General features: G+C 66.2%; 17 protein-coding genes. 8 read left to right on the top strand and 9 right to left on the bottom strand.

Going from position 1 to position 25,056, the window contains the following annotated elements; all coding sequences use genetic code 11:
• Positions 1-258: 258 nt before the first annotated feature.
• A complete protein-coding gene (locus XM1_RS12615; RefSeq protein ID WP_068433916.1) occupies positions 259-1,368 on the top strand; it encodes an HD domain-containing phosphohydrolase in 1,110 nt (369 codons plus the stop codon).
• 8 nt (positions 1,369-1,376) lie between these two features.
• Complete coding sequence (locus tag XM1_RS12610; protein WP_082700498.1) at positions 1,377-2,564, top strand: PP2C family protein-serine/threonine phosphatase; 1,188 nt, start codon at positions 1,377-1,379, stop codon at positions 2,562-2,564.
• 3 nt (positions 2,565-2,567) lie between these two features.
• Here the strand turns inward: XM1_RS12610 and arfB (XM1_RS12605) are convergent, their stop codons facing one another.
• Positions 2,568-2,924, bottom strand: a complete 357-nt coding sequence (arfB, locus tag XM1_RS12605; protein WP_231920495.1) for an alternative ribosome rescue aminoacyl-tRNA hydrolase ArfB — start codon at positions 2,922-2,924, stop codon at positions 2,568-2,570.
• Complete coding sequence (locus tag XM1_RS12600) at positions 2,917-3,774, bottom strand: zinc ribbon domain-containing protein (RefSeq protein WP_172821921.1); 858 nt, start codon at positions 3,772-3,774, stop codon at positions 2,917-2,919. The genes arfB (XM1_RS12605) and XM1_RS12600 overlap by 8 nt, the downstream gene beginning before the upstream one ends.
• A gap of 109 nt (positions 3,775-3,883) precedes the next feature.
• Between XM1_RS12600 and XM1_RS12595 the strand changes: the two genes are divergently transcribed.
• The 4 genes from XM1_RS12595 (at position 3,884) to XM1_RS12580 (ending at position 6,790) form a co-directional block, all read left to right on the top strand.
• Positions 3,884-4,084, top strand: coding sequence for a hypothetical protein (locus tag XM1_RS12595; RefSeq protein ID WP_068433907.1), 201 nt, complete (start codon positions 3,884-3,886; stop codon positions 4,082-4,084).
• On the top strand, positions 4,074-4,370 hold the full coding sequence (locus XM1_RS12590; protein ID WP_068433905.1) for a hypothetical protein: 297 nt from the start codon (positions 4,074-4,076) through the stop codon (positions 4,368-4,370). The genes XM1_RS12595 and XM1_RS12590 overlap by 11 nt, the downstream gene beginning before the upstream one ends.
• Positions 4,371-4,499: 129 nt before the next feature.
• Positions 4,500-5,324 carry a hypothetical protein gene (locus XM1_RS12585; protein ID WP_156428723.1) on the top strand — a complete coding sequence of 275 codons (825 nt, stop codon included), beginning with the start codon at positions 4,500-4,502 and terminating at the stop codon, positions 5,322-5,324.
• Between the two features lie 113 nt (positions 5,325-5,437).
• Positions 5,438-6,790, top strand: coding sequence for a DEAD/DEAH box helicase family protein (locus tag XM1_RS12580; RefSeq protein WP_068433902.1), 1,353 nt, complete (start codon positions 5,438-5,440; stop codon positions 6,788-6,790).
• Positions 6,791-7,137: 347 nt separating this feature from the next.
• Here the strand turns inward: XM1_RS12580 and arfB (XM1_RS12575) are convergent, their stop codons facing one another.
• Entirely contained in the window at positions 7,138-7,557 is a 420-nt protein-coding gene (gene arfB / locus XM1_RS12575; RefSeq protein WP_068433901.1) for an alternative ribosome rescue aminoacyl-tRNA hydrolase ArfB, read from the bottom strand.
• Positions 7,558-8,155: 598 nt separating this feature from the next.
• Here arfB (XM1_RS12575) and XM1_RS12570 point away from each other — a divergent pair.
• Positions 8,156-10,657: a bacteriohemerythrin gene (locus XM1_RS12570; protein WP_068433900.1), complete on the top strand. Its 2,502-nt coding sequence runs from the start codon at positions 8,156-8,158 to the stop codon at positions 10,655-10,657.
• 280 nt (positions 10,658-10,937) lie between these two features.
• Positions 10,938-13,139 carry a PAS domain S-box protein gene (locus tag XM1_RS12565; RefSeq protein WP_156428722.1) on the top strand — a complete coding sequence of 734 codons (2,202 nt, stop codon included), beginning with the start codon at positions 10,938-10,940 and terminating at the stop codon, positions 13,137-13,139.
• Here the strand turns inward: XM1_RS12565 and XM1_RS12560 are convergent.
• From XM1_RS12560 to XM1_RS12535, 6 genes are read right to left on the bottom strand one after another with little or no spacing between them, the layout of a single operon-like run.
• On the bottom strand, positions 13,136-13,441 hold the full coding sequence (locus tag XM1_RS12560) for a hypothetical protein (RefSeq protein WP_156428721.1): 306 nt from the start codon (positions 13,439-13,441) through the stop codon (positions 13,136-13,138). The two genes, XM1_RS12565 and XM1_RS12560, sit on opposite strands and share 4 nt — an antisense overlap.
• Before the next feature lie 21 nt (positions 13,442-13,462).
• Positions 13,463-15,565, bottom strand: a complete 2,103-nt coding sequence (locus tag XM1_RS12555) for an HlyD family efflux transporter periplasmic adaptor subunit (protein ID WP_068433896.1) — start codon at positions 15,563-15,565, stop codon at positions 13,463-13,465.
• A gap of 3 nt (positions 15,566-15,568) precedes the next feature.
• Positions 15,569-16,879: an efflux RND transporter periplasmic adaptor subunit gene (locus XM1_RS12550; protein WP_068433894.1), complete on the bottom strand. Its 1,311-nt coding sequence runs from the start codon at positions 16,877-16,879 to the stop codon at positions 15,569-15,571.
• Positions 16,880-16,895: 16 nt separating this feature from the next.
• Positions 16,896-17,615, bottom strand: a complete 720-nt coding sequence (locus tag XM1_RS12545; protein WP_068433893.1) for an efflux RND transporter periplasmic adaptor subunit — start codon at positions 17,613-17,615, stop codon at positions 16,896-16,898.
• Positions 17,612-19,288, bottom strand: a complete 1,677-nt coding sequence (locus XM1_RS12540) for a TolC family protein (RefSeq protein ID WP_231920494.1) — start codon at positions 19,286-19,288, stop codon at positions 17,612-17,614. The genes XM1_RS12545 and XM1_RS12540 overlap by 4 nt, the downstream gene beginning before the upstream one ends.
• 26 nt (positions 19,289-19,314) lie before the next feature.
• Complete coding sequence (locus XM1_RS12535) at positions 19,315-24,912, bottom strand: DUF4347 domain-containing protein (RefSeq protein ID WP_172821920.1); 5,598 nt, start codon at positions 24,910-24,912, stop codon at positions 19,315-19,317.
• Positions 24,913-25,056: the final 144 nt, after the last annotated feature.

The raw sequence follows: 25,056 nt of genomic DNA, 5'->3' as shown, positions 1-25,056 counted from the left end.
GGTATTGGAGTCAAGCGCCCGAACCCGCCGTCGATGCACCTCCGCTATGGCTACATTCCATGGATATAGGTGTGCGCCTATCCACAATAGGTGCTAAAGTGGCGCATCGAACCGACAGCACATAGCCCCGATACCAGCTAAACAGCCTGGCAATAATATGATATCGCTTGTTTTTCATAGGCAGGGCCACGGGGCGATCCAGTCCGCACCGGGCTCCCGCCATCGCCATCAAGCGTTCACCGGCGGGGAGAGGCGTTGATGTCGTTCGACCAGACGACCAATTCCCATCGCGAAACGGTGGCGGTGATCGACACCAGCGAAAGCCACCGCCGCCAGGTCGAACATGCCCTGACCTCGTTCTATCGCATCGCCACCTACGGCAACACCTCCGACGCGATGACGGCCATGAGCAAGTCGCCGCCCTGCGCCATCGTCGTCGACCGGGGCGCCGGACCGCAGGATTCATACGACTTCATCGCCAGCCTGCGCGGCGCCCCCGCCTTCGCCGAAACCCCGATCGTGTTCATAAGTTCCAGCGACGACCCGGCCACGCGCAAGATCGCCAAGGACAGCGGCGCGGATTCCTTCCTGGCCAAGCCCTATCGCCGCTCCATGCTGATCCGCGCCATCTCCCAGCAGATCAACCGGGCCATCGAGCGCCGGTGGGAGAAGCTGCCGACCCTGCAGCGCGACGCGCTGGTCGGCACCATGGACATCTTCAACAGCGTCAGCGACGTGATCGAAAGCGGCGAGCCCATCGCCTATTCCAAGGTCACCGACGCCTGCGGCCCCCTGGTCGAGGCGGTGGGAACCGGGGAGTTCCGGGTCATCCTGGACGAGGTGCGCGGCCACGACAACTTCTCCTACGCCCACAGCCTGGGGGTCGCCACCCTCTTGCTGCTGTTCGGCTACACCATCGGACTGAAGGGCGACGAGCTGTCGCTGCTGGGCAGCGGCGGGCTGCTGCACGACGTGGGCAAGATGTCGATCCCCTACGATGTGCTAAACAAGGTCGGAGCGCTCTCCAAGGAAGAGCACGACCTGATGAAAAGCCATGTGACGGGCACCCATGCCTATCTGGAAAAGTGCCAGGATCTGCCGCGCAACATCCCGCTGATCGGCAACCAGCATCACGAGCGCCTGGACGGATCGGGCTATCCCAAGGGGCTGAAGGGCGTCGAACTCAATGAACTGGCCCGCATGTCGGCCATCGTCGACGTGTTCTGCGCGTTGAGCGACCGCCGCCCCTACAAGCCGGCGCGGACGGCCGAACAGGCCCTTCAGGTCATGGTGGATGACATGCCGGGCAAGTTGGACATCCAGCTGCTGTCCCTGTTCCGTGAAATGCTGCTGGATTCGGGCCGGTAGGGGCGTCGATGCGTCACAGATTGCGAATCCTGCTGGTCGAGGACAATCCGGGCGACGCCCTGCTGATCAAGACCGCCCTGAAGGAGGCCCGGTCGGCCGGCTTCATCGTCATGCACGAGGAGACCCTGGCCGCCGCCATCGAACGCCTTACGGTGAGCTCCAGCTTCGACGCCGTGCTTCTCGACCTCGGCCTGCCTGATTCGCAAAGCTCGGACACCCTGCACGCGCTCTTGTCCGCCGTCCCGCCGCTGCCCGTGGTGATCATGACCGGACTGGACGACCCCCAGGTGGCCGAACAGGCCATCGAGCAGGGCGCCCAGGACTTCATGGTCAAGGGCGAGATGGATGCCCGCTCCCTGGCCAGGACCCTGCAGAACGCCATCTACCGCTTCCGCAGCGAGCGCGAAAGGCTGCATCTGGCCGACATGCTGGCCAGCGAATACGACCGCATGGCCGAGGAACTGTCGGCGGCCCGCAACATGCAGTTCGACCTGCTGCCCCGCCCTGCCCGCCTGGAGAACATCCGGACCACCCTCGGCCTGGCGGTCGAGGGCTATTTCAAGCCGTCGTCGGACATCGGCGGCGACCTGTGGGGCTGCATGGAGGGCAATGACGGCTGCCTCACCCTTTACGCCCTAGACTTCTCCGGCCACGGGGTCGGGGCGGCGCTGAACGTCTTTCGCCTGCACACCCTGATCAGCGAGTTGAAGGGCCAGGTGGTCGATCCGGCCGCCACCCTGATCCAGCTCAACGCGGCGCTGCACGGCCTGCTGCCGCGCGGCCAGTACGCCACCATGGTGCTGGCCGTCATCGACGTCGCCGCGGGAACCATCATCTGGTCGGGCGCCGGGGCGCCGCGCCCCCTGCTGTTCGACGCCGAAGGCGGGGTGGAATGGCTCGACACCATCGGCACGCCGCTGGGCCTGAGCAAGGCGGGCCGCTACTTCAACCGCTTCGCCGCCTTCCCTCCCGGCTCCAGCCTGTTCCTTTACAGCGACGCCATGACCGAGGCCATGCTGCCGGACGGCGAGATGTTCGAGAACGAGCGGCTGGAGGACCTTGTCCGCCGCCATCACACACCAGGGGGCGGCATCGCCATCCCCGCCATGGTCGAGACCTTCCTCGACACGGTGCAAACGCCACTCGACGACGACATGACGGCGGTGGCGGTCACCCGCCTGGGCAGCCGGGACTGAGCCCTATTCCGGCCGCTCGGTCCGCAGGCGCTTGACCTCTCCCCGCTTGCTCTTGCTGTCCATGCGGCGCTGCTGGCTGCCCTTGGTGGGCTTGGTGGCGCGGCGAATGGGCGGCGGCGGCTTGGCGGCCTCGCGGATCATCTCGAGAAGACGCTCCAGCGCCGCCTGACGGTTCATTTCCTGGCTTCGCGCGTCCTGGGCCACCAGCACCAGCACCCCCTCCTTGGTGAGGCGCCGCCCCGCCAGCCGCTCCAGATTGGCCTTCACCCGGTCCGGCAGATTGGGGCTGCCCCGCACATCAAAGCGTAACTGCACCGCCGTGCTGGTCTTGTTGACGTTCAATACGTCATAGCTAGACATGCGCTCTCTCAAGGTGATGCTTGATCCCATCGGCCTGGCTGACCTCGCTGGCTGCCGCCTCCAACAGCCTCATGAACGCCTGCGCTATTGCCGAGGAGTCTTCGACCAGTTCAATCGTCCTGCTCCGGTCTTCATGGACGACAACCCTCTTGACCAACATCTTCACCAACAAGACCACATCAGACCGCTGCCCTTCTGCGGCTTCAGTCGCCGCCATGCTGCGCAGGCCATCGTTGATGCGGTTGATGACACGCGATAGCGCATCCACGTCCATGGCCAGCTTTTGGTCGAGGATGGTCTTTTGATCCATCAGGGCATACAGCGCCGACGCAATACGCTCCCGGCTCTCGGTTGCCTTGGTGACATCCTCCTTCACCTCCGGCATCGTCTTCAGGTCATATCCGGCATCCAGCAGGGTCGAAACCTTCGCCCGCTTTTCCTTCCAGACCTGATCCGCCTTCGCGAGTTCGGCTTCCGCCAATCCAATGCGCAGCTCCAGTTCCCGTTGGTCGCGGAAGACCTGGCTCAAGATAAGCTCCTTCATCTTATCCGGGCCGCCCAGGCGCCGTGTCAGCAGATCATGGATGGTGGCTTTCACCTCGTTGTCGATATCGACCATCTTGATGTAGGGGGAGGTCGTGCAGGCGTCTCGGGGCTCACGGTTCTTCCTGACGTTGCAGCAGTAGTAGTGAGTCCCCTTGCTGTCGGTATGGATGTAGCGCGAGCCGCAGCAGCCGCAGAAAATTCGACCAACGAGAAGCCAAGGACGCCTTGGTCGCCGTCCGGCCACGTTACGGGCGGTCTTCCTGACCGCCGCCGCCCGTGCCGCCGTCCGGCTGGAGGTCGGCATTCTTGGCCGATCTCCCCAGGAGGTTGCCAAGGCGTATGGCGTCTCCCGCCAGCGGATCGACCGCCTGGCCGCCGGCATCCCCTCGGCCACAGAGGTCGGCATCACCGGCGTGATCGTCGGTGCCCGTGCCTGCTGGAAGCGGGAGGACGGGCGCCAGGGTACCGAAGCCGCTTGGACGCTGACCTTGCTGGACGCCTTGGCTCTCCTTGTGGGTGACGAGCGCCTGTCCAGCTCCACGCTCTTGAATAACGCGGTGCGCAGCGCCGCCCACGCAATCTCGACGGTGATGGAGACCCAGCATGCCGGTTGATACCCAGCGCCTTCAGTGGCTCCGCGACCGCCAGCGGCAGGCCATGTCCGCCGATGACAGCACCATCATGACCGATGGCGAGGTGGACGAACTGGTCACCATGGAGCGGCAGGACGCCGCCGAGAAGGAAGAAATCCGAGCCACGGCCCGGCGGGAGGCCGAACAGCGCAAGGCCGAGGCCGAGCAGCAACAGCGCCGCAACGCCAACGCCTTGCCCTATCGGCGCCCGCCGTCTCTGCCGGGCCGTGGCTTGGACCTGATCAAGTCCGGTCTGGACCATGCTTGACGTCCAGGCCACCACCTGGCCCGCGAAGCCGCCCCGCCACCACATCGGCGGGGTGTCTCTCGTTCATCCCGTGGGAGATGCGCGGTGATGACGAAGCGGCGGACATCCTCTGGGCCTGGCATGGCTGGCTTGACCGAAGATCACCTCGCTGGCCTTGCTGCCGGTACGGTGACGCAGGCCGAGCTTGCCCGAGAACTTGGGATTTCCGAGCAAGCTGTTTCCAAGGGGCTAAAACGCCGTCGAGATCAGGGGGGCGCTACTGCCCCCGCTGCCGTCCCGGCCAAGGCCCTTCCAGCCCCAGCGGATCGCCCGCCAGAACCCCAGCCGCAACAGGTGGCCACCGCCGAAACGTTACGTAACGAGGATGAGGCAGAAGCCTGGGCGCACGCCGGTGGGCAGGCATGGCGAGGGCTGGCAACCAATTACGTGGCCACAATTGGCGAGGTCAACGCCTACATGAGAGCCAATCGCGGGAAGATCGGGCCGGTCGCCATGGGCGGACTGGTCAGGGCGTTACGCGAAAGCGAAGAGGGCCTGCGGCGGCTCGGGCTTCTTCCTACCATTGCCGGAGGGAACCAGGCCAGCGACCAGCCCGCCAGTCTGACCATCACCGTCTTGACGCCGGGCGAGGAACAGGAGATCCGCGCCGAGATTGCCGAGCGGGCCGGAGATGAATTGACAGAGCGAGCTGGCGAGGAATTGGCGGAGGAAACCCCGTCGTCCCCGACCACTCCCCACCACCCCACTGCCCTAATCGACCGGCTGCCCGAGGCCAAGGATTTCGAGGCGTGGGTTGCCGCCCAGGTCTACATGAAAGGTGCCGCATGGTTGCGCCAGGTGGTCGCCGCCCTCGGCGGACAGACCGCCCACGGCAAGGATCAGCTCCAAAAGGAGCTGCTGCGAGTCACCGGGGGCGATCCCGAGCGCCTCCGGTGCCTCGTGGGAACGGGCTGAGCAACACGAGCAGATGACATCACCACGGCTTTCTCCGCCTTCCCCCCTGGCAAAGGAGCATTTCGCAGGTTACCATTCCGGCCATTTTGCGCCCGCCAGTTGAAAGCCTCACCATGTCCGCGTTGCACGATCTCCTCGACACGTTCCGCAAGGCTGCCGTCACCGAACGCGAGAAAGGCACCTATTTCGAGGAGCTGATCGTCTGCTACCTACGCAACGAGGCCAGCTATCGCGACCTCTACAGCGACGTATGGACCTATGCGGAATGGGCTGACCTGCAAGGGCTGGATAAGCGCGACACCGGCATTGACCTGGTGGCCAAGACCGAAGGCACCGCCGAGTTCCATGCCATCCAATGCAAGTTCTTTGCGCCCGATCACCGGGTGATGAAGTCCGACATCGACAGCTTCTTCACCGCCTCGGGGAAGAAGCCGTTCACCCACCGCATCATCGTCACCACGACCAACAACTGGAGCGAGCACGCAAGCGACGCGCTCCAGAACCAGCAGCCATCCGTCAGCAAGATTGATCTGTTCGACCTGGAAAACAGCCAGATCGACTGGGCGCAGTACAAGCCCCGCCAAGAGCCGGTCCTGAAGCCGAAGAAGAAGCTCCGCGACCACCAGATCGTCGCCGTGGCCAAGGTGGAGCAGGGACTGGCCACCGCCGACCGGGGCAAGCTAATCATGGCCTGTGGCACCGGCAAGACCTTCACCAGCCTGAAGGTCGCCGAGAAGCTGGCCGGGCGGGGCCGGCGCGTACTGTTCTTGGTCCCCAGCCTGTCGCTCCTCTCCCAGACCTTGACCGAATGGACCCAGGAGAGCGAGACCCCGTTGCACAGCTTTGCCGTCTGCTCCGATAGCGACGTGGGCAACAAGCGCCGCAAAGACGACGACGTGGTGCAGACCTTCGCCCACGAGCTGCGCTATCCGGCCACCACCGATGCCGGGCGCCTGGCTGCCGAGATGGGCAAGCGCCACGACGACCACCACATGACGGTGGTCTACAGCACCTACCATTCCATCGACGTCATTTCCCAGGCCCAGAAGCTGCACGGCCTGCCTGACTTCGATCTGATCGTCTGCGACGAGGCGCACCGCACCACCGGCGCCACCTTCGACGACGAGGACGAGAGCACCTTCGTCAAGGTCCACGATGCCGGCTTCATCCGTGCCGCCAAGCGGCTGTACATGACCGCCACACCGCGCATCTTTGGCGACGCTGCCAAGGCGACGGCGGAAAAGGGCAACGTCGCCCTGTGCTCCATGGATGACGAAAAGCTGTACGGCCCGCAGTTGCACGTCATTACCTTCAGCGAGGCGGTCCAGGCCGAGTTGCTGTGTGACTACAAGGTCATCGTCCTGGCCATGGACGAGGACCATATCAGCCGCACCCTCCAGAACCTGCTTAAGGACACAGAAAACAACCAGATCAGGGTGGAGGACGCGGCCAGGATCGTCGGCTGAAGACCGACACCGACGCGACCACCCACCTGGCCGGCGGGTCCACCAGCGTGTCATCGCCGGTATCGCCGCCATCAGGATCGGGGGACAGCTCGCTCGTCATGAGGCTCAAGGCGCCGGTATCTGACGATGACCCGACCTTCGTAACGCTGAAGGCGATGGTCCTGAAGGACGCATAGCCCGCTGGCTCCAATGGGCATCGAGATTACTGGCGCGGCGCGAGAACCAGGCACAGCTCTCCAGACTCCCAGGAGGGGCCTCCCAGCCCCCAAGCCGCCTGAGACGGGCCGACATGATGGCCGGCACTTCAAGGCCAGCCAGAGGCCGGAAATCGCGTCAGCAGTACCTGCCTATTCCGGTCGCTGCGACCGCAGCTTCTTGGTCTCCGACCGCTTGCCCTTGCTCTCCAGCCGCCGTTCCTGGGAGCCCTTGGTCGGCTTGGTGGGACGGCGCTTGGGCGGTGGTGGCTTGGCGGCCTCGCGGATCATCTCCACCAGCTTGGACAGCGCCTCGACCCGGTTGCGCTCCTGGCTGCGGTGGGTCTGGGCGGTGATGACGATCACGCCGTCCAGAGTCAGCTTGCTTCCGGCCAGCTTCTGAAGTCGCACGCTCACATCATCAGGTAGCGACGGTGACCGGCGAGCGTCAAAGCGTAGCTGAACCGCAGTCTCGACTTTATTTACATTCTGGCCGCCTGGACCGGACGAGCGGACGAAGCTCTCCTCAATTTCCTTCTCGTCGATGCTGATGCGGTGCGTGATCTGGATCATCCGGCTTTATATCGACGGTTCAGGTCGTCCGTCCACTGGCTGGTGAGAGGTCTAGCTATGACGTCCTGAACGCGTTGACGTTCTGCCCGCCCGGCCCGGCGGCGCGGACGAAGCTTTCCTCGATCTCGGATTCGTCGATGGAGATGCGGTGGGTCACGGGGATCATGGCGCCATATTGCGCCAGCCCCCACCCACCGTCCAGGCCATGAAACGCCGTACGGCGGCAACAGGACTGCCGGAGCGAGCCCCCCATTGCCCTCCCAAAGGCCGGCCGGGCGGACAACGTTCCGCCCGGCCCGGATGCGGCCCGAAAAGAACAATAAATAATCATTGAATTATTTATGCCCATAAAATAGGCATTAAGCAAAAATTTATCAGCAGTACCCCTGGATTTGCGCGCATGTCGCACGTGCACGCCCACACAAAACACAATCATTTAACGGAAAAATCACCGCGTACCTATTCATCACAGGAATTTCGCCTGAGGCACCCTTGTCATGTTATTCCATTACATCTTGCGTATAACGATTCAGGATAAATAAACATTCACATTCAATCACCCCATAATCAAGGCATGAGCAGCCAAGGATAGGACATCATGCCCCTGATCGAATGGAACTCCTCCCTGAGCATCGGCGTCGCCGCGCTGGATGCGGATCACCGCAAGCTGGCGGAACTGATCAACCATCTCCACGACGAGCACGAGGCAAACCGTGGCGCCCAGGTGATCCGCCGGGTGATGGAGGGTTTCCGCGAACACCTGGCCACCCATCTCGAGCGCGAAGAGGCGCTGATGGCCAAGGCCGGCGCGGCCGATCTCGCAGAGCACCGCGCAAGCCACGCCATGGCCCGCGCCCGCTTCGACGAAATGGCGGCCGCCCTGCGCGAGGACGAGGACTTCGCCGGCGAGGTTCTGGAATACATGAAGGCCTGGCTGATCAACCACATCGTCTGCCAGGACCTGAAGCTGCGCGAGGTGTTCCAGGCCAAGGGGCTGTGCGACGTCAAGCTGGAGGACATGCCCGACGCAGGCGCGTGGCAACGCCTGGCGGCCCGGCTGGACCGTTTCCGGGTCGGCACCCGCATCACCTTGCTGGCGCTGATTCCGGTGGCGCTGCTGGCCATGCAGATCATCAACCTGCTGAACACCGGCCTGGCCGACATTCGGGCCAAGGACAACCTGATCGCCACCGTCAACATCGGCGTGCGGGCCAGTTCGCTGGTGCATGAACTGCAGAAGGAACGCGGCGGCTCGGCCCTGTTCCTGGGCAGCAAGGGCACCCAGTTCTCGGCCGAGCTGGCCAGCCAGCGCACCGCCACCGACACCGCCAGCGCCGGCTTCCGCCAATCCCTGGCCGGTAATCCGTCGCCGCAGCTGCGCGAGACCTTGAAGGCGGCCGAGACCGCCCTGGCCGGACTGGCCGACCTGCGCCGCGCCGTCGACGGCCAGACCTCGCCCCCGGCCCAGATGGTGGGCAACTACACCGCGATGGTCGACACCCTGATCGGACAGATCGAGGTCGTGACCCGCGCCGCCACCGAGGCCGACGTCACCCGCGATCTCGGGGCCTATGTCAACTTCATCAAGAGCAAGGAGCGCGCCGGGCGCGAGCGTGCGGTGGGCGCCGCCGGCTTCGCCGCCGGCCAGTTCACCCCCGAGCTGTACCAGAATTTCGTCGGCCTGATCGCCGAGCAACGGGCGTTCGACGACGCCTTCGCCGCCGGAATCGATCCCGCCTTCGCCAAGACGGTCCGCGACAAGGTCCACGGCGAGGCGGTCGACAAGGTTGCCGAAATGCGCAAGGCCGCCCTGTCTAGCATCGGCACCGGCACCACCGCCGGGATCAAGGCGCCGGACTGGTTTTCCGCCCAGACCGCCCGCATCGACCTGCTGAAGAACGCCGAGGACGAGATGGCGGCCAAGATGACCCGCCAGGTGGCCGCCGAGCGCGATGCCGGAGCCAGCACCCTGGTCAACCTGGTGGTGATCTCGGTCATCGCCATCATCACCATCGCCCTGTTCGCCATCGCCCTGAAATCATCGCTGGCGCCGCCGCTGCTGCGCCTTACCCAGGTCATGCGCACCCTGGCCGAGGGCAACCGCACGATGGGCGTGCCCTCCACCGCCGCACGCGACGAGATCGGCGAGATCGCCCGCGCCGTCCAGTTCTTCAAGGAGAAGCTGATCGCCGCCGAATATCTGGGCAAGGACGGCTGGACCGAAAATAAGGCCCGCATCGCCGCCTTCGTGCGCAAGCAGCAGGCCATCGAGCAGTTCAATGGCCGCGTGCATGGCTTCCTCACCAGCCTGGCCGCCGCCTCCAATGAACTGCTGGCCTCGTCCGAGACCATGTCGGTCACCGCCACCCAGACCATCCAGCGCAGCGGCGAGGTCAATCAGGCGTCCGATCTGACCCGCGACCGGGTGCAGACCGCCGCCGCCGCCACCGAGGAGTTGTCGGCCTCCATCAACGAGATCGCCAGCCAGGTTTCCCGCACCGCCGAAGCCAGCAAGGCAGCGGCCGACGATGCCAACCGCACCAACGCGATGGTCTCCAGCCTGGCCGACGCCGCCCAGCGGATCGGCGAGGTGGTGAACCTGATCACCGACATCGCGTCACAGACCAATCTGCTGGCCTTGAACGCCACCATCGAGGCGGCCAGGGCCGGCGAGGCCGGCAAGGGCTTCGCCGTGGTGGCGGGCGAGGTCAAGAACCTCGCCAACCAGACGGCGCGGGCCACGGACGAGATCACCCGCCAGATCTCCGCCATCCAGTCCGAGGCGAACACCTCGGCCAACGCCATGTCGGCCATCGTCCAGCGCATCGGCGAGATCGACAGCATTGCCGCCATGGTGGCGGCGGCCGTGGAGGAGCAATCCGCCGCAACCGCCGAAATCAGCCGCAGCATGCAGGAGGTCTCCTCGGCCACGGTCGAGGTGGGTCAGTCCATCAACGAGGTCAGCCAGGCCGCCGGCCAGACCGGCGACGCCGCCCTGGCGGTGAAGGACGCCTCGTCCGAACTGTCCGGCCAGGCCGAAAGCCTGAAGCAGGAAGTCAGTTCGTTCCTGGACGAGATGAGCGACCGCAAGGCGGGCTGACGCCCGACCCCGGACAAGGCATCCTGGGCGACGGCCTGCCGCCCAGGATGCCGAACCACCTGACCGCGTTGACGTGCCGGCCGCCCGGCCCGGCGGCGCGGACGGCGCTTTCCCCGGCGTCGGTAAGATTTCGTCATCAGATGCAACGCTGTGATTCCCATACCTATTTGGTATAGTTCAACTCTATCTTTAAGGAATAATCGCGCTAGGTGCCAATTTGAGCGGCAGACATCCGGGTTCGGAAGCGGCCTCCCCCCTCGCCGGCGTCACGGCGGGCGTGATGCGTTATACCGCCTTGGGCTTGCTGGCCTGGACCCTGCTCCTGGGGGCCTCCCTGGCCTGGAACGTCAGCAAGCAGCGCGAAATCACCCTGGAGCTGGCGACCAACACCGCCCTGGCCAATTTCAACAAGGACGTCGCCTATCGCCTGTGGGCATCGGGCCATGGCGGCGTCTATGTGGAACCGACCGAAAAGACCCCGCCCAGCCCCTGGATGGCGCATCTGCCCGACCGCGACCTGATCGCCAATGACGGCCGCCGGCTGACCTTGATGAATCCCGCCTACATGCTGCGCGAGATGATGCAGGACCATGGCGAGTTGTACGGCATCAAGGGGCGCATCGTCGGCATCATCGCGCTGAACCCCGCCAACGTCGCCGACCCGTGGGAGGCCGAGGGCATCCGCCAGTTCTCAGCCGGCCTCAAGGATGAGGTGATGGAGGTGTCCGACATCGACGGCGCCCCCTTCCTGCGCCTGTTCAAGCCGTTCCGCATGGAGACCAGTTGCCAGAAATGCCACGGCCATCTGGGCTTCAAGGACGGCGAGGTCAGGGGTGGAATCGGCGTTTCGGTGCCGCTGGCCCCCTATCAGGCGGGCGAGGCCAGGGTGGTGCGGACCATGAGCGCCACCCACGGGATGGTCTGGCTGACCGGCGTGCTGGCCATCGGCTGGATCGCCCGGCGCAGCCATGCGCGGCTGGCCGCCAACGCCATGATGACCCAGGCCCTGAGCGACAGCGAAAGGTATTACCGCGCCATCGTCGAGACCTCTTCCGACGGCTTCTGGATGACCGATTCCGAGGGCCGCATTCTCGAAGTCAACAACGCCTATGCGCGCCGCTCCGGCTACAGCGGCGACCAGTTGCGGACCATGTCCATCTCGGACCTGGACGCCGAGGAGAGCGGCGAGCAAACCCACACCCGCATCGCCGCCGTCATCCGGGGCGAGACCAGCCGGTTCGAGACCCACCACCGGACCTCGTCCGGCGAAGTCTGGGACGTGGAAGTCAGCACCTCGTATTTTCCCGGCGGCGGTGGGCGGCTGTTCGTGTTCCTGCGCGACATCTCCGAACGCAAGCGGGCCGAGCGGATTCTGGCCGAAAGCGAGCGGCGTTTCCGCGAAATGGCGGAAACCATCGATCAGGTGTTCTTCGTCGCCGACCAGGATTACCGCCGCTTCCACTACATCAGCCCGGCCTTCAGCCGGCTGTGGGGGCACGAGCCGGCGGAGCTGATGGCCAACCCCAGCCTGTGGCCCGCCTGGATTCATCCCGATGACCGCGAGCCGGTGATTTCACTGGTGGCGTCGCGCATCGGATCGGGCGAGTACGGGTCGGAATTCCGGGTGGTCCGCCCCGACGGCTCGGTGGTCTGGCTGCACGCCAAATCCTTCGAGGTGGCCGACCCGGCGGGCGGCCCGACCTATACCCTGGGCTTCCACACCGACATCACCCAGGCCAAGGCGGTGGAGGAGGAACTGCGCGACAAGAATCAGGCGCTGCAGCGTTCCAACGCCGAGTTGGAATCCTTCGCCTATGTCGCCTCCCACGACCTGCGCGAACCGCTGCGCAACGTCACCTCCTTCTCGACCCTGCTGGCCCGCCGTCTCGAAGGAAAACTGAACGACGACGAACGCGATTACATCAAGATCGTCACCGACGCCGCCAACCGTATGGACAGCCTGGTCCGCGACCTGCTGGAGGTCAGCCGGGTGGGACGCAGCGAACGGGCCATGGTTCCGGTGTCCCTGAACGAATTGGCCAATTCCGCCCGGGACGGCCTGCGCAGCCAGATGCAGGCCGCCGACGCGCGGCTCGACATCGCCTCGCCCCTGCCCACGGTCATGGGCAACGACGACGAGCTTTACCGGGTTCTGCTCAACCTGTTGGGCAATGCCCTCAAGTATCACGGCTCCGAGCCGGTCAGGATCGTCCTGGACTGCCGGGCCGACGGGCCGGAAATGTGGCGCTTCACCGTGGCCGACAACGGCATCGGCCTCGAGACGGGCAAGGGATACGAGGAACGCATCTTCGGCCTGTTCCAGCGCCTGCACCAGCGCGACGAATACGGCGGCGGCACCGGAATCGGCCTGCCGGTCTGCCGCAAGATCGTCGAGCGCCACGGCGGACGCATCTGGGCCGAGTCCGAAGGACCGGGCAAGGGCACCCGCGTCATCTTCACCCTGCCGAAACTGCCTGACTAGCGCCCCCGGCTGAGCTCCAGCTCGGCCCGGGCCAGGGCAGCGTCAAGCTGGGCGCGCAGGCTCCCCCTCTCCGCCGCCGGCGCCTGGCGGAAACGGCGCAGCAGGTCGTCGGCCTCCATCAGGACCGGTCCGGCCCCCAAGGCCGGAGCGGAGGAGGCCCGAACCTTCAGCATCTCGATCTCGGCCGACTTGGCGGCCGCATAGGCGTTGTCGGACGACGGCGCCGGCCTGTCGGCGGCCAAGGCTCCCCCCAGCCACAGCGAAATGGCCAGGGCGGGTATCAGGCGGCGAAATGCGGTCATCATGCACCTCCGATCATCAATCTATACCCCCCATTCCCGGATCACCACCGTGGCGGCGGCGCGCAACAGACGCTCCACAACCGAACGCCCCTCGCCGTCCAGATGGACCTCGCCGCGCTGCATCACGGGCTCGGACGCCTCGCCCGCCACGGAAAGGCGGACACGGTAGAGCGCCACGTCGGGGACCAGGGCCTTGTCGACGAAGCGGGCCGGAACGGTTCCGCCGTACTGGACCGCCAGGGCGGGATCGGCCAGCCCCCGCACCGCCGTGCGGTCGATCTCGACGATGGCGGCGGGCAGCCCCGCCCGCGCCCCCTCGGCCAGGAACAGGGCCTTTGCGCCGGGCCGGATGCGCGGCAGGTCGTCCTCGGCCACATAGGCCTCGACGATGGCGCCGGGGGCGCGCACCGCCATCAGCGCCTCGCGCTGGTTCAGCCACTGGCCCTGGAACAGGTTGGGCGACGTGTCGCTGACCCAGCCGGCGATGGGCGCTTTGAGCGTCAGGCGGGCCTTGTCGCGCAGCAGGGCGGCATGTTCGGCCTGAACGGCCTCCAGCTCGCGGGCAATGGCCTGGGAGCGGTCGCGAAAGCTGTCCTCGAAGCCCACCGAGGACAATTCGTATTTCAGCACCCCCATGCGCCGCGCCGCCTGGACCAGGCGGTAATCGATCTCGGGATTGTCGAGAACGGCCAGCACGCTGCCGGCCTCCACCCAGGTTTCATCGCGCACGCCCACCGACTTCAGAATGGCGGGACCGGGCGGATAGAGCACCACATGCCCGGCGGCCTTCAGCATGGCCGGGGCAGAAACCCGGCCGTTCCAGGGCACCAGAGCCAGCAGCACGAGCAGCCCCGCCCCCCCTAGGGTCCAGCGCGACCACCGCGACGCCTTGATCGCGTCCGCACGCTCGCCCCACTCCTTGATCTCGGCGGCCATGGGCCTGATCACGAACCAGCCGATCTCCACCGCGAACAGCAAGATTCCGACCACCTTGATGAAGAAATGGTAGACCAGCACCGCGATGCCCAGAAACAGGCTGAGACGGTAGATCCACACCGCCCAGGCGAAGACGACCAGAAAGCCGCGGCGACCGGGGGCGACCTGCTCCGGCTCGGGCTCGCCCAGGCCGAACAGAATTTCGCGCAGGCGCCAGCGGGCCAGGGCGAAGGCCCGGTTGTGCAGATTGGGCATGTCCAGCGCGTCGGCCAGCAGGAAATAGCCGTCGAAGCGCATGAACGGGCTGAGATTGATCAGCAGCGAGGAAATCCACGTGGTGGCGGCCAGAGTGAAGGCCATCTGCCGCCCCGTGCCGTCGGGCAGCAGCGCCCAGGCCAGAGTCGCCCAGGCCGCCAGGGTCAGTTCCGACAGCACCCCGGCGCCCCCGATCAGCAGGCGGCGGCGGCGGTCGGGCAGCTTCCACGCCTCGTTGACGTCGGTGTAGAGCACCGGCATCAGCACCAGGAAGGCCACCCCCATGGTCGGCACCCGCAGGCCGAAGGCCTTGGCGGTGAGCGCATGGCCCAGTTCGTGGACGATCTTGGCCAGCCCCAGGGCCACGCCGAACGCTGCCAGCCCGGTGATGGAGAACTGGTCCACCAGGGTGGTGGCGAAGACGTTCCATTGCCGCCCCACCAGCAGCACGCCGGCCAGCAAGGCCGCGACGCTGGCCAGACGGAAGGCCGGTCCGCCCAGCCACGCCACCCACGGCAGCAGGAATTCCAGCATCCGGTCGGGACGCACCAGCGGCACCCGGAAGAACAGGTAGTGGTGCAGCAACCACTCGGCCCACGACGTGCGTGACGAGCGCGCGATGGCGAGCAGGCGCCGCGTATGCTCGGGCCCGGCGGGCTGCAGCAACTGGCCACGGGCCAGGAAGTCCACCATGTCGGCCACGTCCTCTGCCTCCACCTCCAGGGTGGTTTCGTGGCGGACCTGCTCCGCCACCGCCCCGGGTTCGCCCAGGTGCCAGCGCGACAGCATCTCGAAGGCCGGCCAGGACAGGCGGAAGAACTGGTTGCGCAGCGGGTCGTGCAACGTCCAGGTCGGCGCCCCGTCCGCGCCGCGCAGCCCCGGATGCACGGTCAGCTCCTCGCGCAGCGGCGGCAGGATGGCGACGGCGGCCATGGTCTAAAAACCCACGAATTGCCGTATGGCGACCAGCGGCTTTCGAAACAGCCACCAGACCAGCGGCACCGTGTCGCCGTCGATGCGGGCCGTACCCTTGAGGCCCAGGCGCGGCTTCTCCTGAGCGTCGACCAGGAAGGCGCGCACCCGATGGGCCAAGGTGGCGTCGGGCCGGGCCGAGGGCTCGTAGGCCACGCTGCGCACCACGGCGCGCACCGGCGACAGGGGGCGGGAATTGAGGAACAGGGTAAGCCTTGCGCCGGGCCGCGCCTCGCCGGCATCGGCCACCGACAGCCAGGCCTCGACCTCGGTGTCGGTCTCGTCGGCGACCAGCATCACCTTCTCACCCACCACCACCGGACGGCCGATCCAATCGGACGGATCGTCGAGAACGGCGATCCCCGGCCCCGGCGATTTTACCCGGATCCGCTCCAGCTGGCTTTCCAGCCACTTGGCCTCGGCGGCCTTCTCCTCGGCGCGGCCGGCCAGAATGGCCACCTGGACCTTGGCCTTGGAATCGAAGACCTGGGCCTGGGCCGCCTGACGGTATTCCGCCTCGGCGGTGGCCTGCTGCTGGCGGGCCACATCCAGACGCCCCGAAAGCTGGGTCGCGTCCAGGTCGAACAGCGGCTTGCCCTCGGTGACCGCCTCGTTGGGCCGCACATGGATGCGGTCCACGACGCCGTCCAGCGGCGAGCGCACCACCAGGGGATGGGCGGGCACCATGTCGGCGGGCGCCAGCACGGAACCGGTCACCGGAAACAGCGACAGGCCCAGCAGCCCCACCGCCAGAATCTGGCGCTTGCGGCTGCTTTTCAGCCGGGCCAGAGCGTTGGCCACAGGCGACGGGCGGTGGAAGCGGGCCAGCGACGCGCCCGCCGCCTGGCCCAGCCGGGCCAGCAGGGCGACGTCGCCGTCATGCCATTCCGCTTCGGCGGCGTAAATCAGCGCCGCCCCATCGCCCAACGGCAGCCACAGGAGGTGGGGCGGCAGCCATTCCCCCCACTGCCCGGCCAGATCATCGGGCAGGTCGGCGGCGGTAAGCGTCGCCGCCTCGGCCCGTGAGGAGAGATGGCGGCACACGGCCTCCATCCACAGCAGGAAGGGGGCGTTGCGGTCAGGCAGAGCCAGGCCGGAAACCGCCTGGACGCCCTTGCCCAGCCGCCACAGCACGGCCTGGCGATAGGGAACCAGGGAATGGGCGTCGTTGACCGCCACGAAGGCGATCTCGGCGGCATCCGCCGCCCGCAGGATGGAACCCTCCACGTCCAGCAGCCTGGCCAGGCGCAGGGCCGTTCCGGCCTCGATCTCCATCACGCCCCCGCCTCGCTCATGGCGGCGGCGCCAGCAGGACCTTGCCGGACATGCCCGCGGTCAGTTCGGGAAAATGGCCGCCGATGGCGCCGGCCACCCGCACGGTCTGGCTGACCGGGTCGATGCGGGCCCCCACCCGTGTCAGCTTCACCGGATAGGTCTTGCCGGTCTCGTCGATGGCCGCCTGGAAGGCGTGGCCGGGCTTCAGCCACACCAGCCATTTGCTGGGCACCAGGAAATCCAGCTCCAGCACCGAATCGTCGAGGATGTCCAGCAGCGCCTGGCCCGGCTGGACGTATTGCTGCCCCCTGACCTTCTGCTCCACCACGCGGCCGTCGAACGGCGCGGTGACGGCGCATTTGGAGACCATGGCGCTCATGGCGGCGACCTTGGCGCGGGCCTTCTCCGCCTCGGCCACCGAGACGTCGGCCTCCAGCTTGCCCACGGTCTGCAGCTCCAGCAGCCGCCTGTTGACCGCCAGGGTCTTGTCGGCGGCGGATTGGGCGGCGCGGGCCTCGTCCAGCTGGGCCCGGTTGACCGAGCAGTCGAAGGCGACCAGCACTTGGCCCTTGGCGAAACGCTCGCCCTCGCGCGCGCCGATCTTCTCCACCTTGGCGCCGATCTCGGCGGCCAAGGTGGTGAAGTCGCGAGGGGAAAGCTGGGCCCGCAATTCCTGCCCCCAGGCGGGAGCGGCGCAGGCAACCGCCGCCACCCAAACCGGGGAGAGACGCCTCATCGGCCGGAGGCCTGATACAGGCTGCGGATATGGGCGACCACGGTTCCCACCGTCTCTTCCACCAGCCCGGCCTCGGCGTCGCCCTTGATCCACTTGGTGTTCTCGCTGGTCAGCGGCTCGGGGGTCCTGTTCTCGACGGCAAAGGGAACCTCGGCCAATGCGGCGGGAACAGGCTCGGACGGCGTGCCGTCGCGGCCCCAGGCCGCCAGGCCGGCGGCCACCGCCTTGGACAGGGATTTGAGATCGCCGCCCTCGGCCTTCTCGATGGTCAGGTCATGGCCGATGGTGGCCTGGATCTTGGCGTAGGCCTGCTCCACCTGGGCATAGGACTGGAAGCGCCGCAGCTGCGACGCGATAGCCGAGGCGCGACCCGCAACCCGCTCCAGGATGCCCGTGGCGTCGTTGGCGGTCCGGGCCTCGGACAGCTCGAACAGCCGCTTGTCCACCTGCCACAGCTCGTCCGATTGCTGGTACTGGCTGATGGCGTTGTGGAACTGGCGCTCGCTCACATGCACCTGGGCCAGGACCGCCATGCGCAGCGCCACCCGCTTTGAATTGGCGACCTCCTCGTTGGTCTCGGCATAGTCCAGCTGCGACTTGCCGGAAAGCACGTTCATGACATTCCACGACAGCTTGGCGCCCGCCTCCCACCACAGGTTATTGGCCTGGAAGGAATTGCCATCCCAGTTTCGCCCGCTGGAAAAGGTGATGCCGGGCAGCAGCTTGAGCATGGTCTTCTTGGTTTCGTCGATGGCGATCCGCGACAGATAGCCCTGCTCCAGAAGGTCGGGATTGCCGGCGAAAGCCAGTTCCTCCATGCGTTCCAGCGACATGGCCCAGTCAGGAACCCTCATCTCGGCCGGAACATCGAGCACCAGCCGGGTTCCCGGCGGCACGTTGATCAGCGCCGCCAGCTCGATCTGGGCGGTGGACAGCTCCTGCTGGATGGCCGTCAGCTGGCGCAGGGTTTCGAGCAGCGACTTCTGGTAGCGCAGGGAGTCGGCCGGGGCCTTAAGGTTTTCCTTTTCCACCTGCCGGGCCTTGCCCAAGGCGTCCTTGGCTTCGGCCACCGCGCGGTTCACCTCGCCGCTCAGCACCTGATAGGCGGCGGCGCGCCAGAAGGCGAAGCGCACCTCGGTCACCAGATTATGCACCGCCTTGCGCCGGCGCTCGGTGGCCACCAGGACGCGGTCGGCATTGGCCTTGGCGGTATAGTAGGTGACGCCGAAATCCAGCAGGTTCCACGACATGGTGAGGTCGGCGGTCTTGGTCCGCTGGTCGGCCGAGTAGCTGTAGTCGCTGCCCCGCTGGCCGGTGGTGGTGTTGAGGGAATTGGTGGCGTTGGGCTCGGACCGGTAGGAATAGCCGGCATTGGCGGTCAGCTTGGGCAGCATGTCCCAGCGGTCCAGATCGGTCTGGCCGAGCGCCAGCGCCTCCTCCATCATCTTGGAGCGCTTGTCCAGGTTGTACTTCAGCGCCCGGGCAATGGCCTCGGACACCGACAGCGGACCCGAAAGCGGCTCGCCTCCCTTGAACATGACATCCCGGTCGGCCGCCGCCTGGGTCTTCAACTCGTCGGCGGTGAACGGCGCGGGCGTCACCGCGCAGGCGGCGAGCAAGGCAACCAACGAGGCGGAGGCCAACAGGCGGCCGGCACGCTTCACATCAACCATCGTCAACTTCCCCCTGTTCATCATCTCTAGGCGGCCCGGCCCTTGCCCGCCAGCAAGGCGACCAGCGCTTTGGCGTCCGATTGCTGCCCGTCGCGGTTCAGGTTTCGCAATTGCTCGGTCAAAGAGGGACGGCCCACCGCCTTGGCAAGCTTGCCCGGCAACGCCATCGCCTCGTCCGGCACCTGGGAACCGACAATTGGGCCATCGCTCCCCTCGACGGGCCCGGCCGCGGCCGGTTTCAGGAACTCCCAACCCAAGGATGCCGCCAGTTCCACGCCCCCTACATTCCATCCTCCACGGCTGAGGACGCCGGCCGCAAAAGGATTGCCGCCGCCAAGTGCCGGAATAAGACCGCCAAACTCGGTAATGGTGTTGAACGCCGTCTTCTGGCTGGCGAAAGACATGGTCGCCGACACCATGTTGGTGATCGGAGTGCCGCCGACCATGCTGATGGTTGCCGACAGGCTGGTGCCGAACGAAGCGGCGTTTCTCGCATCATTGCTGACCAGATTGCTGGCCGACTGGTTGTTCGACGCCACCAGATTGTTGATCGGGGTTCCGCCAACCGCGCTGATCCCCGCCGTGGCGATAGCGACAAAAGTCTGGTTTGCCCGCACCGTCGTAACCAGAGGCGCCGAAGGCGGTTCAGATGGCAACGGCGGAGTCGGAGGCGGAGGCGGAGACGACGCCTGCTGCTGTGGTGGCGGCGCCACCACGTCCGCCGCCTTGATCTTCAGCGTCGCGGTCTTGGTGGCCGTGGCGTTGGAGGGATCCGTCGCCGTGAAGGTCAGGGTCACCGAATCCACCGGCGTGGTTGGGTTGCCGGAGATCACCCCCGCCGTGCTCATGGAAAGGCCGGCGGGCAGGCCGCTCACCGTGTAGCTCAGCGTGTCGTTGTCGGCGTCGGTGAAGGTCCCGGCCGGCAAGCTGAAGGAATAGGCGCTGCCCACCTTTCCATCGGTCAGGGTCAGGGCCGCTCCGCCCGCCACCGGGGCGCGGTTGACGGTGATGGCGGCATTGACGGTGGAGCCCCCCAGGCCGCCGTCATTGGCCGCCTTGGAGGCCTGGGCGGTGAAACTGCCGGCGCTCGAGCCCGAGGGAGTGAACTTCAGCCCGGCATTGCCCTCGGCGAAGGTGATGAAATCGCCGTTGTTGATCTGGGTGGTGCCATCGTTCTTGTACAGCGTGCCGTTGGTGATGCCGGTGATCTTGAAATGGGTGGTCTCCGTCCCGTCGCCGGCGTTGCGGCTCAATACCAGCCCGCTGGTGGTCTGGGTGCTGGGAGCGGTCGAGGCGGCGGTGACGCTGGGCGTGTCGGCGATGGCGGTCAGCGTGATGGTGCTGGTCGCCGTGCTGCCGCCCAGGCCGGCATCCACACCCGACTTGGAGGCCTGGACGGTGAAGGCGCCGTTGCCGCCGGTGGTGGAATTTCGGTTGGCGGTGGGACGGAAATAGACGTTGGTGGTCGCGCCCCCGCTGGCGATGAAATCGCCGTTGCTGATCTGGGTGGTGTAGCCCGCGTCGGAATAGAGCGTGCCGCCGGTGATGCCGGTGATCTTGTAGTGGGACGTCTCGGCGCCGTCGCCCGCTGCCCGAGTGATGGCGATGGCGCCCGAATCCGTATCCTCGTTGACCGTCGGGCTGGCCACGCTGGGCGTGTCGGCGACGGGGGCAAGCGTGATGGTGCTGGTCGCCGTGCTGCCGCCCAGGCCGGCATCCACACCGGATTTGGAGGCCTGGACGGTGAAGGCGCCGTTGCCGCCGGTGGTGGTGTTGCGGTTGGCGGTGGGGCGGAAATAGACGTTGGTGGTCGCGCCCCCGCTGGCGATGAAGTCGCCGTTGTTGATCTGGGTGGTGTAGCTCGCGTCGGAATAGAGCGTGCCGCCGGTGATGCCGGTGATCTTGTAGTGGGTGGTCTCGGCGCCGTCGCCAGCCGCCCGGGTGATGGCGATGGCGCCCGAATCCGTATCCTCGTTGACCGTCGGGCTGGCCACGCTGGGCGTGTCGGCGACGGGGGCAAGCGTGATGGTGCTGGTCACCAGGCTGCCGCTCAGGCCGCCGTCATTGGAGGCGCTGGACGCCTGCAGCACGAAACTGCCGTTGCCGCCGGTGGTGGTGTTGCGGTTGGCGGTGGGGCGGAAATAGACGTTGGTGGTCGCCCCCGCATTGGCGATGAAGTCACCGTTGTTGATCTGGGTGGTGTAGCCCGCGTCGGAATAGAGCGTGCCGCCGGTGATGGAGGTGATCTTGTAGAAGGTCTCGCCGCTGCCCCTGGTGATGGCGATGGCGCCCGAATCCGTATCCTCGTTGACGGTGGGATTGGCCACCGCCGCGCCGACGGCGATCGCCGCGTTGATGGTCGAGCCCCCCAACCCGCCATCGGCGCCGCTGGTCGAGGCCTGGGCGGTAAACGAGCCGTCGCTGCCGCCGCTGGGCGTGAACTTCAGCCCGGCATTGCCCTCGGCGAAGGTGATGAAATCGCCGTTGTTGATCTGGGTGGTGCCGTCGTTCTTGTACAGCGTGCCGTTGGTGATGCCGGTGATCTTGAAATGGGTGACCTCGGCCCCGTCGGCGGCATTGCGCGACAACACCAGACCGCTGGTGGTCTGGGTCGAGGGCGTGGTGCTGGAACTGGTCACCGACGGCGTGTCGGCGATCCCCGTCACGTTGATGGTCACCGTGTCGGTGTCGTTCAGCGTTCCCGTATGGGCGTCGGTGGACGAGATGGTCAGGGTGGCGTAGCCGGTGCCGTACCCATCGGCGGTGGGCGTATAGCTCACCGAGCCCAGGGCGTTCTGCACCTGCGCCACGGTACCGACGATGTGCACCGAGTTGGAGCCGTTGCCGGTGATGGTGCCGCCGCCGCCGGTGGTCACCGAAATGACGCCCTTGCCCGAGGCCACCGACACCACCGTGGTCAGCGTCGTGCCCGTATCGGCGTCGGCCACCGACAGGGCATTGCCGTTGCCCGACGAGAAGACCAGGGCGGTGTCCTCGTTGGTGGTCTGGGCCGCGGGCTTGGTGTTGACCGGCGCATCGTTGATGGAGGTGGCCGTCACCTGGGTGGTGGCGTCGGCGGTGCCGTTGCCCGTGGCGTCGGCGGGCGTCAGCGTGAAGGTGGTGACCACCGTTCCGCCCGGCGCGGTCTGGTTGGCGGTGGGCGTGAACACCAGGGCTCGCAGCAAAGTCTGCAACGCCGCCGGGCTGGCCCCCGACAGGGTGTAACTGCCCACCGATCCGGTCAGGCCGCCGCCGCCGGAGGCGAAGGTGCCGTTGGCCGCCGTGTAGGTGATGGCGACGCTGACCGCGCCGGCGTCCACGTCGGTGAAGGTCACCGCCGAGAACGGCGTGGTGGTGGCGTTGTCGTTGACCGTGCCCGCCGTGGTGAAGGTGCCGCCCAGCACCGGCAGGTCGTTGGCCCCGTTGATGGTGATGGTCAGCACGGCGATGTCGGTATTGGTGCCGTCCGAGACGGTGTAGTTGTAGCTGTCGGTCAGGGTCTGGCCCGCCGCCAGGGCCTGGACGCTGGAATCGCTGTCCAGGACCACATAGGTGAAACTGCCGTCGGAGTTGAGGGTCAGGGAGCCGTAGGCACCGGCCAGCGCCTGCCCCACCGTGCCGGCCGTTCCCGCCCCTTCCGTATTGCCGCTGCGGATGGCGGTCACCGTCTTGGTGGCGCCGGCATCGGGGTCGGTGTCGTTGGTCAGCACGTTGCCGGTGGCGTTGCTGCCCCCCGTGGCGTTGGACAGCCCCCCCGCCTCGGTGGCCGAACCGGTGTCGTTGACGCCGGTGGGCGCCTCGTTGACGTTGGTCACCGTCACGGTCACCGTCTGGTCGACGGTATTGGTGCCGTCGGACACCCGCAGCGTCACCACATAGGTGTTGTTGGTGTCGGAATCCGTCGGATTTTCGTAATTGGGCGCACTCTGGAAGGTCAGCACGCCGGAACTGGAATTGATGCTGAACTTGGCCTGATCCGCCCCGCCGACGATGGAATAGCTGGCCGTCGCCCCGGAATCCGGATCGCTGGACGTCGCGGTATAGACCGTGCCGGTCCCGTTCTCGGCGAAATTCGCCGTGGTGCCCGAGGTGAAACTGGGCGCTTCGTTGACGTTGGTGACCGTCACCGCGACGGCTTTGGTCGCACTGCCGTTGCTGTCGGTGGCGGTGATGACGACGTCGTAGACGTTGTTGGCGCCGCTATCCGTGGGGCTTTCATAATTGGGCGAAGAGACGAAGGTCAGCGCACCGGAGGAGGAGTTGATGCTGAACTTGGCCTGATCCGCCCCACCGGTAATGGAATAGCTGACCGTGCCGCCGCCCGCGCTGGCGTTGGCGGCCGCCGTGTAGACCGTGCCGGAGGCATTCTCGGCGAAACTGGCGGACGCGCCCGACGTGAAGGAGGGCGCCGACATGATGTTGTCGAGGACGATATCGTCGATTTCCATGAACGCGCCGCCGGTCGGCGCGGTGATGGTGAAATAGGTGATCCCCTGGTAGTTGGACACGTCACTGTTGACGCTGATGGATTGCTTTGTGACCCCCGTACCTCCGGCACTGAAGGTGAAACTGCCGCCCTTGCTGGTCGTAATCGAGAAGGTTTCCAGGCCATTGCCATTCTGATTACTGAAAACAAAAGACGTCAGGTCGAATATTTTTCCACCACCGGCGGTGACGGTGAAGCTTCCGCCCTTTCCACTGCCATCATTGACGAAATACAGGTCCTCGGCACCGTTGTACGCCGCCCCCATGACACTGCCCAAGGCGATCTGCGCGGCATTGGTGTTGGCGTCGTCCTTGGCGGTAAACGTCAGGGTGATGTTGGCGTGGGTGTAGGTGACCGACGTCGTCCCGTCCCCGGCGATGCTGCCGTTGCTGGATTCGAAGGTAATGGTGGCGCTGGTGAGGGCGCCGCCATAATCACGCATCCCGTCGATGCCCAGCGAGGCGGCGGCGACGTCACCCACCGAACGCTCCACCACCCAGTTGCCGCCCTGGGCGGCGGCGCCGGTCGTGTCGCTTGACGCCGCCACGTCGGCGCCGGTGGCGGACGCCAGGGCGGAGATGAAGGCCTGCCCATCGAGGCCGGACGCAATGGAACAGCCATAAACCAGAATGTCGCCGTCAGCGGCCAGGGCCTGGCCAATCACCGAGAGTTCCACCTGGACGGTGGCGTCGGACAGGCCGGCGACGGTCAGCGTGGTGGCGCCCAGGCGCAGGCTGGCCTCGGAACCATGGCTCAGCACGTGGATGGCGTCATAGCCGGAATGGGTTTCGGCCCACTGGGCCATCTGGGCCAGCCCATCGGCGGCGCCGTCGATCTCGACGATGGCGACGCCATCCCTGATGCCGGCTTCCAGCGTCTTGTAATCGGCCACCCTGGTGTCGACGAACACGACTTCCTTTTTGCCGTTGTCCTTGGACGGATCGGCATCGCGGATCACCACCGGCGCGGGAGCGGCCTTGATGGCGGCTTCCGCCACCACGTGGGCGGCGTCCACGGCGGCGGCGCCATCGAACATCAGACGCGGCTCAAGCGCCATGACCAACGGCACACGACTGGAGAACCGCCCCGCCCCTCCCCCTTGGCGGCGAAGCGAAGCCGGATCAGGAAGCTTGGTCATGACATCACCCTCACCAGTCGCCCAGCACCGAAAAGGCACACACGTTACCGCGCACATCCACTTTTACGCTTACAGAGCTTATACCAACAATCAGCCGCTTTCAAACTTATGCCATCATAGATATGTGACATAGCTATGCATATG

The organism is Magnetospirillum sp. XM-1 (genome assembly GCF_001511835.1).
GTDB lineage: Bacteria > Pseudomonadota > Alphaproteobacteria > Rhodospirillales > Magnetospirillaceae > Phaeospirillum.
The sequence above is the reverse complement of the archived record's forward strand: the minus strand, read 5'-3'. Positions and strand labels throughout refer to the sequence as shown.

Excerpts from the sequence above, each read along its gene's own strand:
- XM1_RS12600 (WP_172821921.1), bottom strand. The coding sequence starts at position 3,774 with ATGCCGACCTCCAGCCGGACGGCGGCACGGGCGGCGGCGGTCAGGAAG.
- arfB (WP_068433901.1), bottom strand. The coding sequence starts at position 7,557 with ATGATCCAGATCACGCACCGCATCAGCATCGACGAGAAGGAAATTGAG.
- XM1_RS12540 (WP_231920494.1), bottom strand. The coding sequence starts at position 19,288 with ATGGTTGATGTGAAGCGTGCCGGCCGCCTGTTGGCCTCCGCCTCGTTG.
- XM1_RS12580 (WP_068433902.1), top strand. The coding sequence starts at position 5,438 with ATGTCCGCGTTGCACGATCTCCTCGACACGTTCCGCAAGGCTGCCGTC.
- XM1_RS12535 (WP_172821920.1), bottom strand. The coding sequence starts at position 24,912 with ATGACCAAGCTTCCTGATCCGGCTTCGCTTCGCCGCCAAGGGGGAGGG.
- XM1_RS12550 (WP_068433894.1), bottom strand. The coding sequence starts at position 16,879 with ATGGAGATCGAGGCCGGAACGGCCCTGCGCCTGGCCAGGCTGCTGGAC.
- XM1_RS12570 (WP_068433900.1), top strand. The coding sequence starts at position 8,156 with ATGCCCCTGATCGAATGGAACTCCTCCCTGAGCATCGGCGTCGCCGCG.
- XM1_RS12565 (WP_156428722.1), top strand. The coding sequence starts at position 10,938 with ATGCGTTATACCGCCTTGGGCTTGCTGGCCTGGACCCTGCTCCTGGGG.
- XM1_RS12610 (WP_082700498.1), top strand. The coding sequence starts at position 1,377 with ATGCGTCACAGATTGCGAATCCTGCTGGTCGAGGACAATCCGGGCGAC.
- XM1_RS12615 (WP_068433916.1), top strand. The coding sequence starts at position 259 with ATGTCGTTCGACCAGACGACCAATTCCCATCGCGAAACGGTGGCGGTG.
- XM1_RS12545 (WP_068433893.1), bottom strand. The coding sequence starts at position 17,615 with ATGAGGCGTCTCTCCCCGGTTTGGGTGGCGGCGGTTGCCTGCGCCGCT.
- XM1_RS12590 (WP_068433905.1), top strand. The coding sequence starts at position 4,074 with ATGCCGGTTGATACCCAGCGCCTTCAGTGGCTCCGCGACCGCCAGCGG.
- XM1_RS12560 (WP_156428721.1), bottom strand. The coding sequence starts at position 13,441 with ATGACCGCATTTCGCCGCCTGATACCCGCCCTGGCCATTTCGCTGTGG.
- XM1_RS12555 (WP_068433896.1), bottom strand. The coding sequence starts at position 15,565 with ATGGCCGCCGTCGCCATCCTGCCGCCGCTGCGCGAGGAGCTGACCGTG.
- arfB (WP_231920495.1), bottom strand. The coding sequence starts at position 2,924 with ATGTCTAGCTATGACGTATTGAACGTCAACAAGACCAGCACGGCGGTG.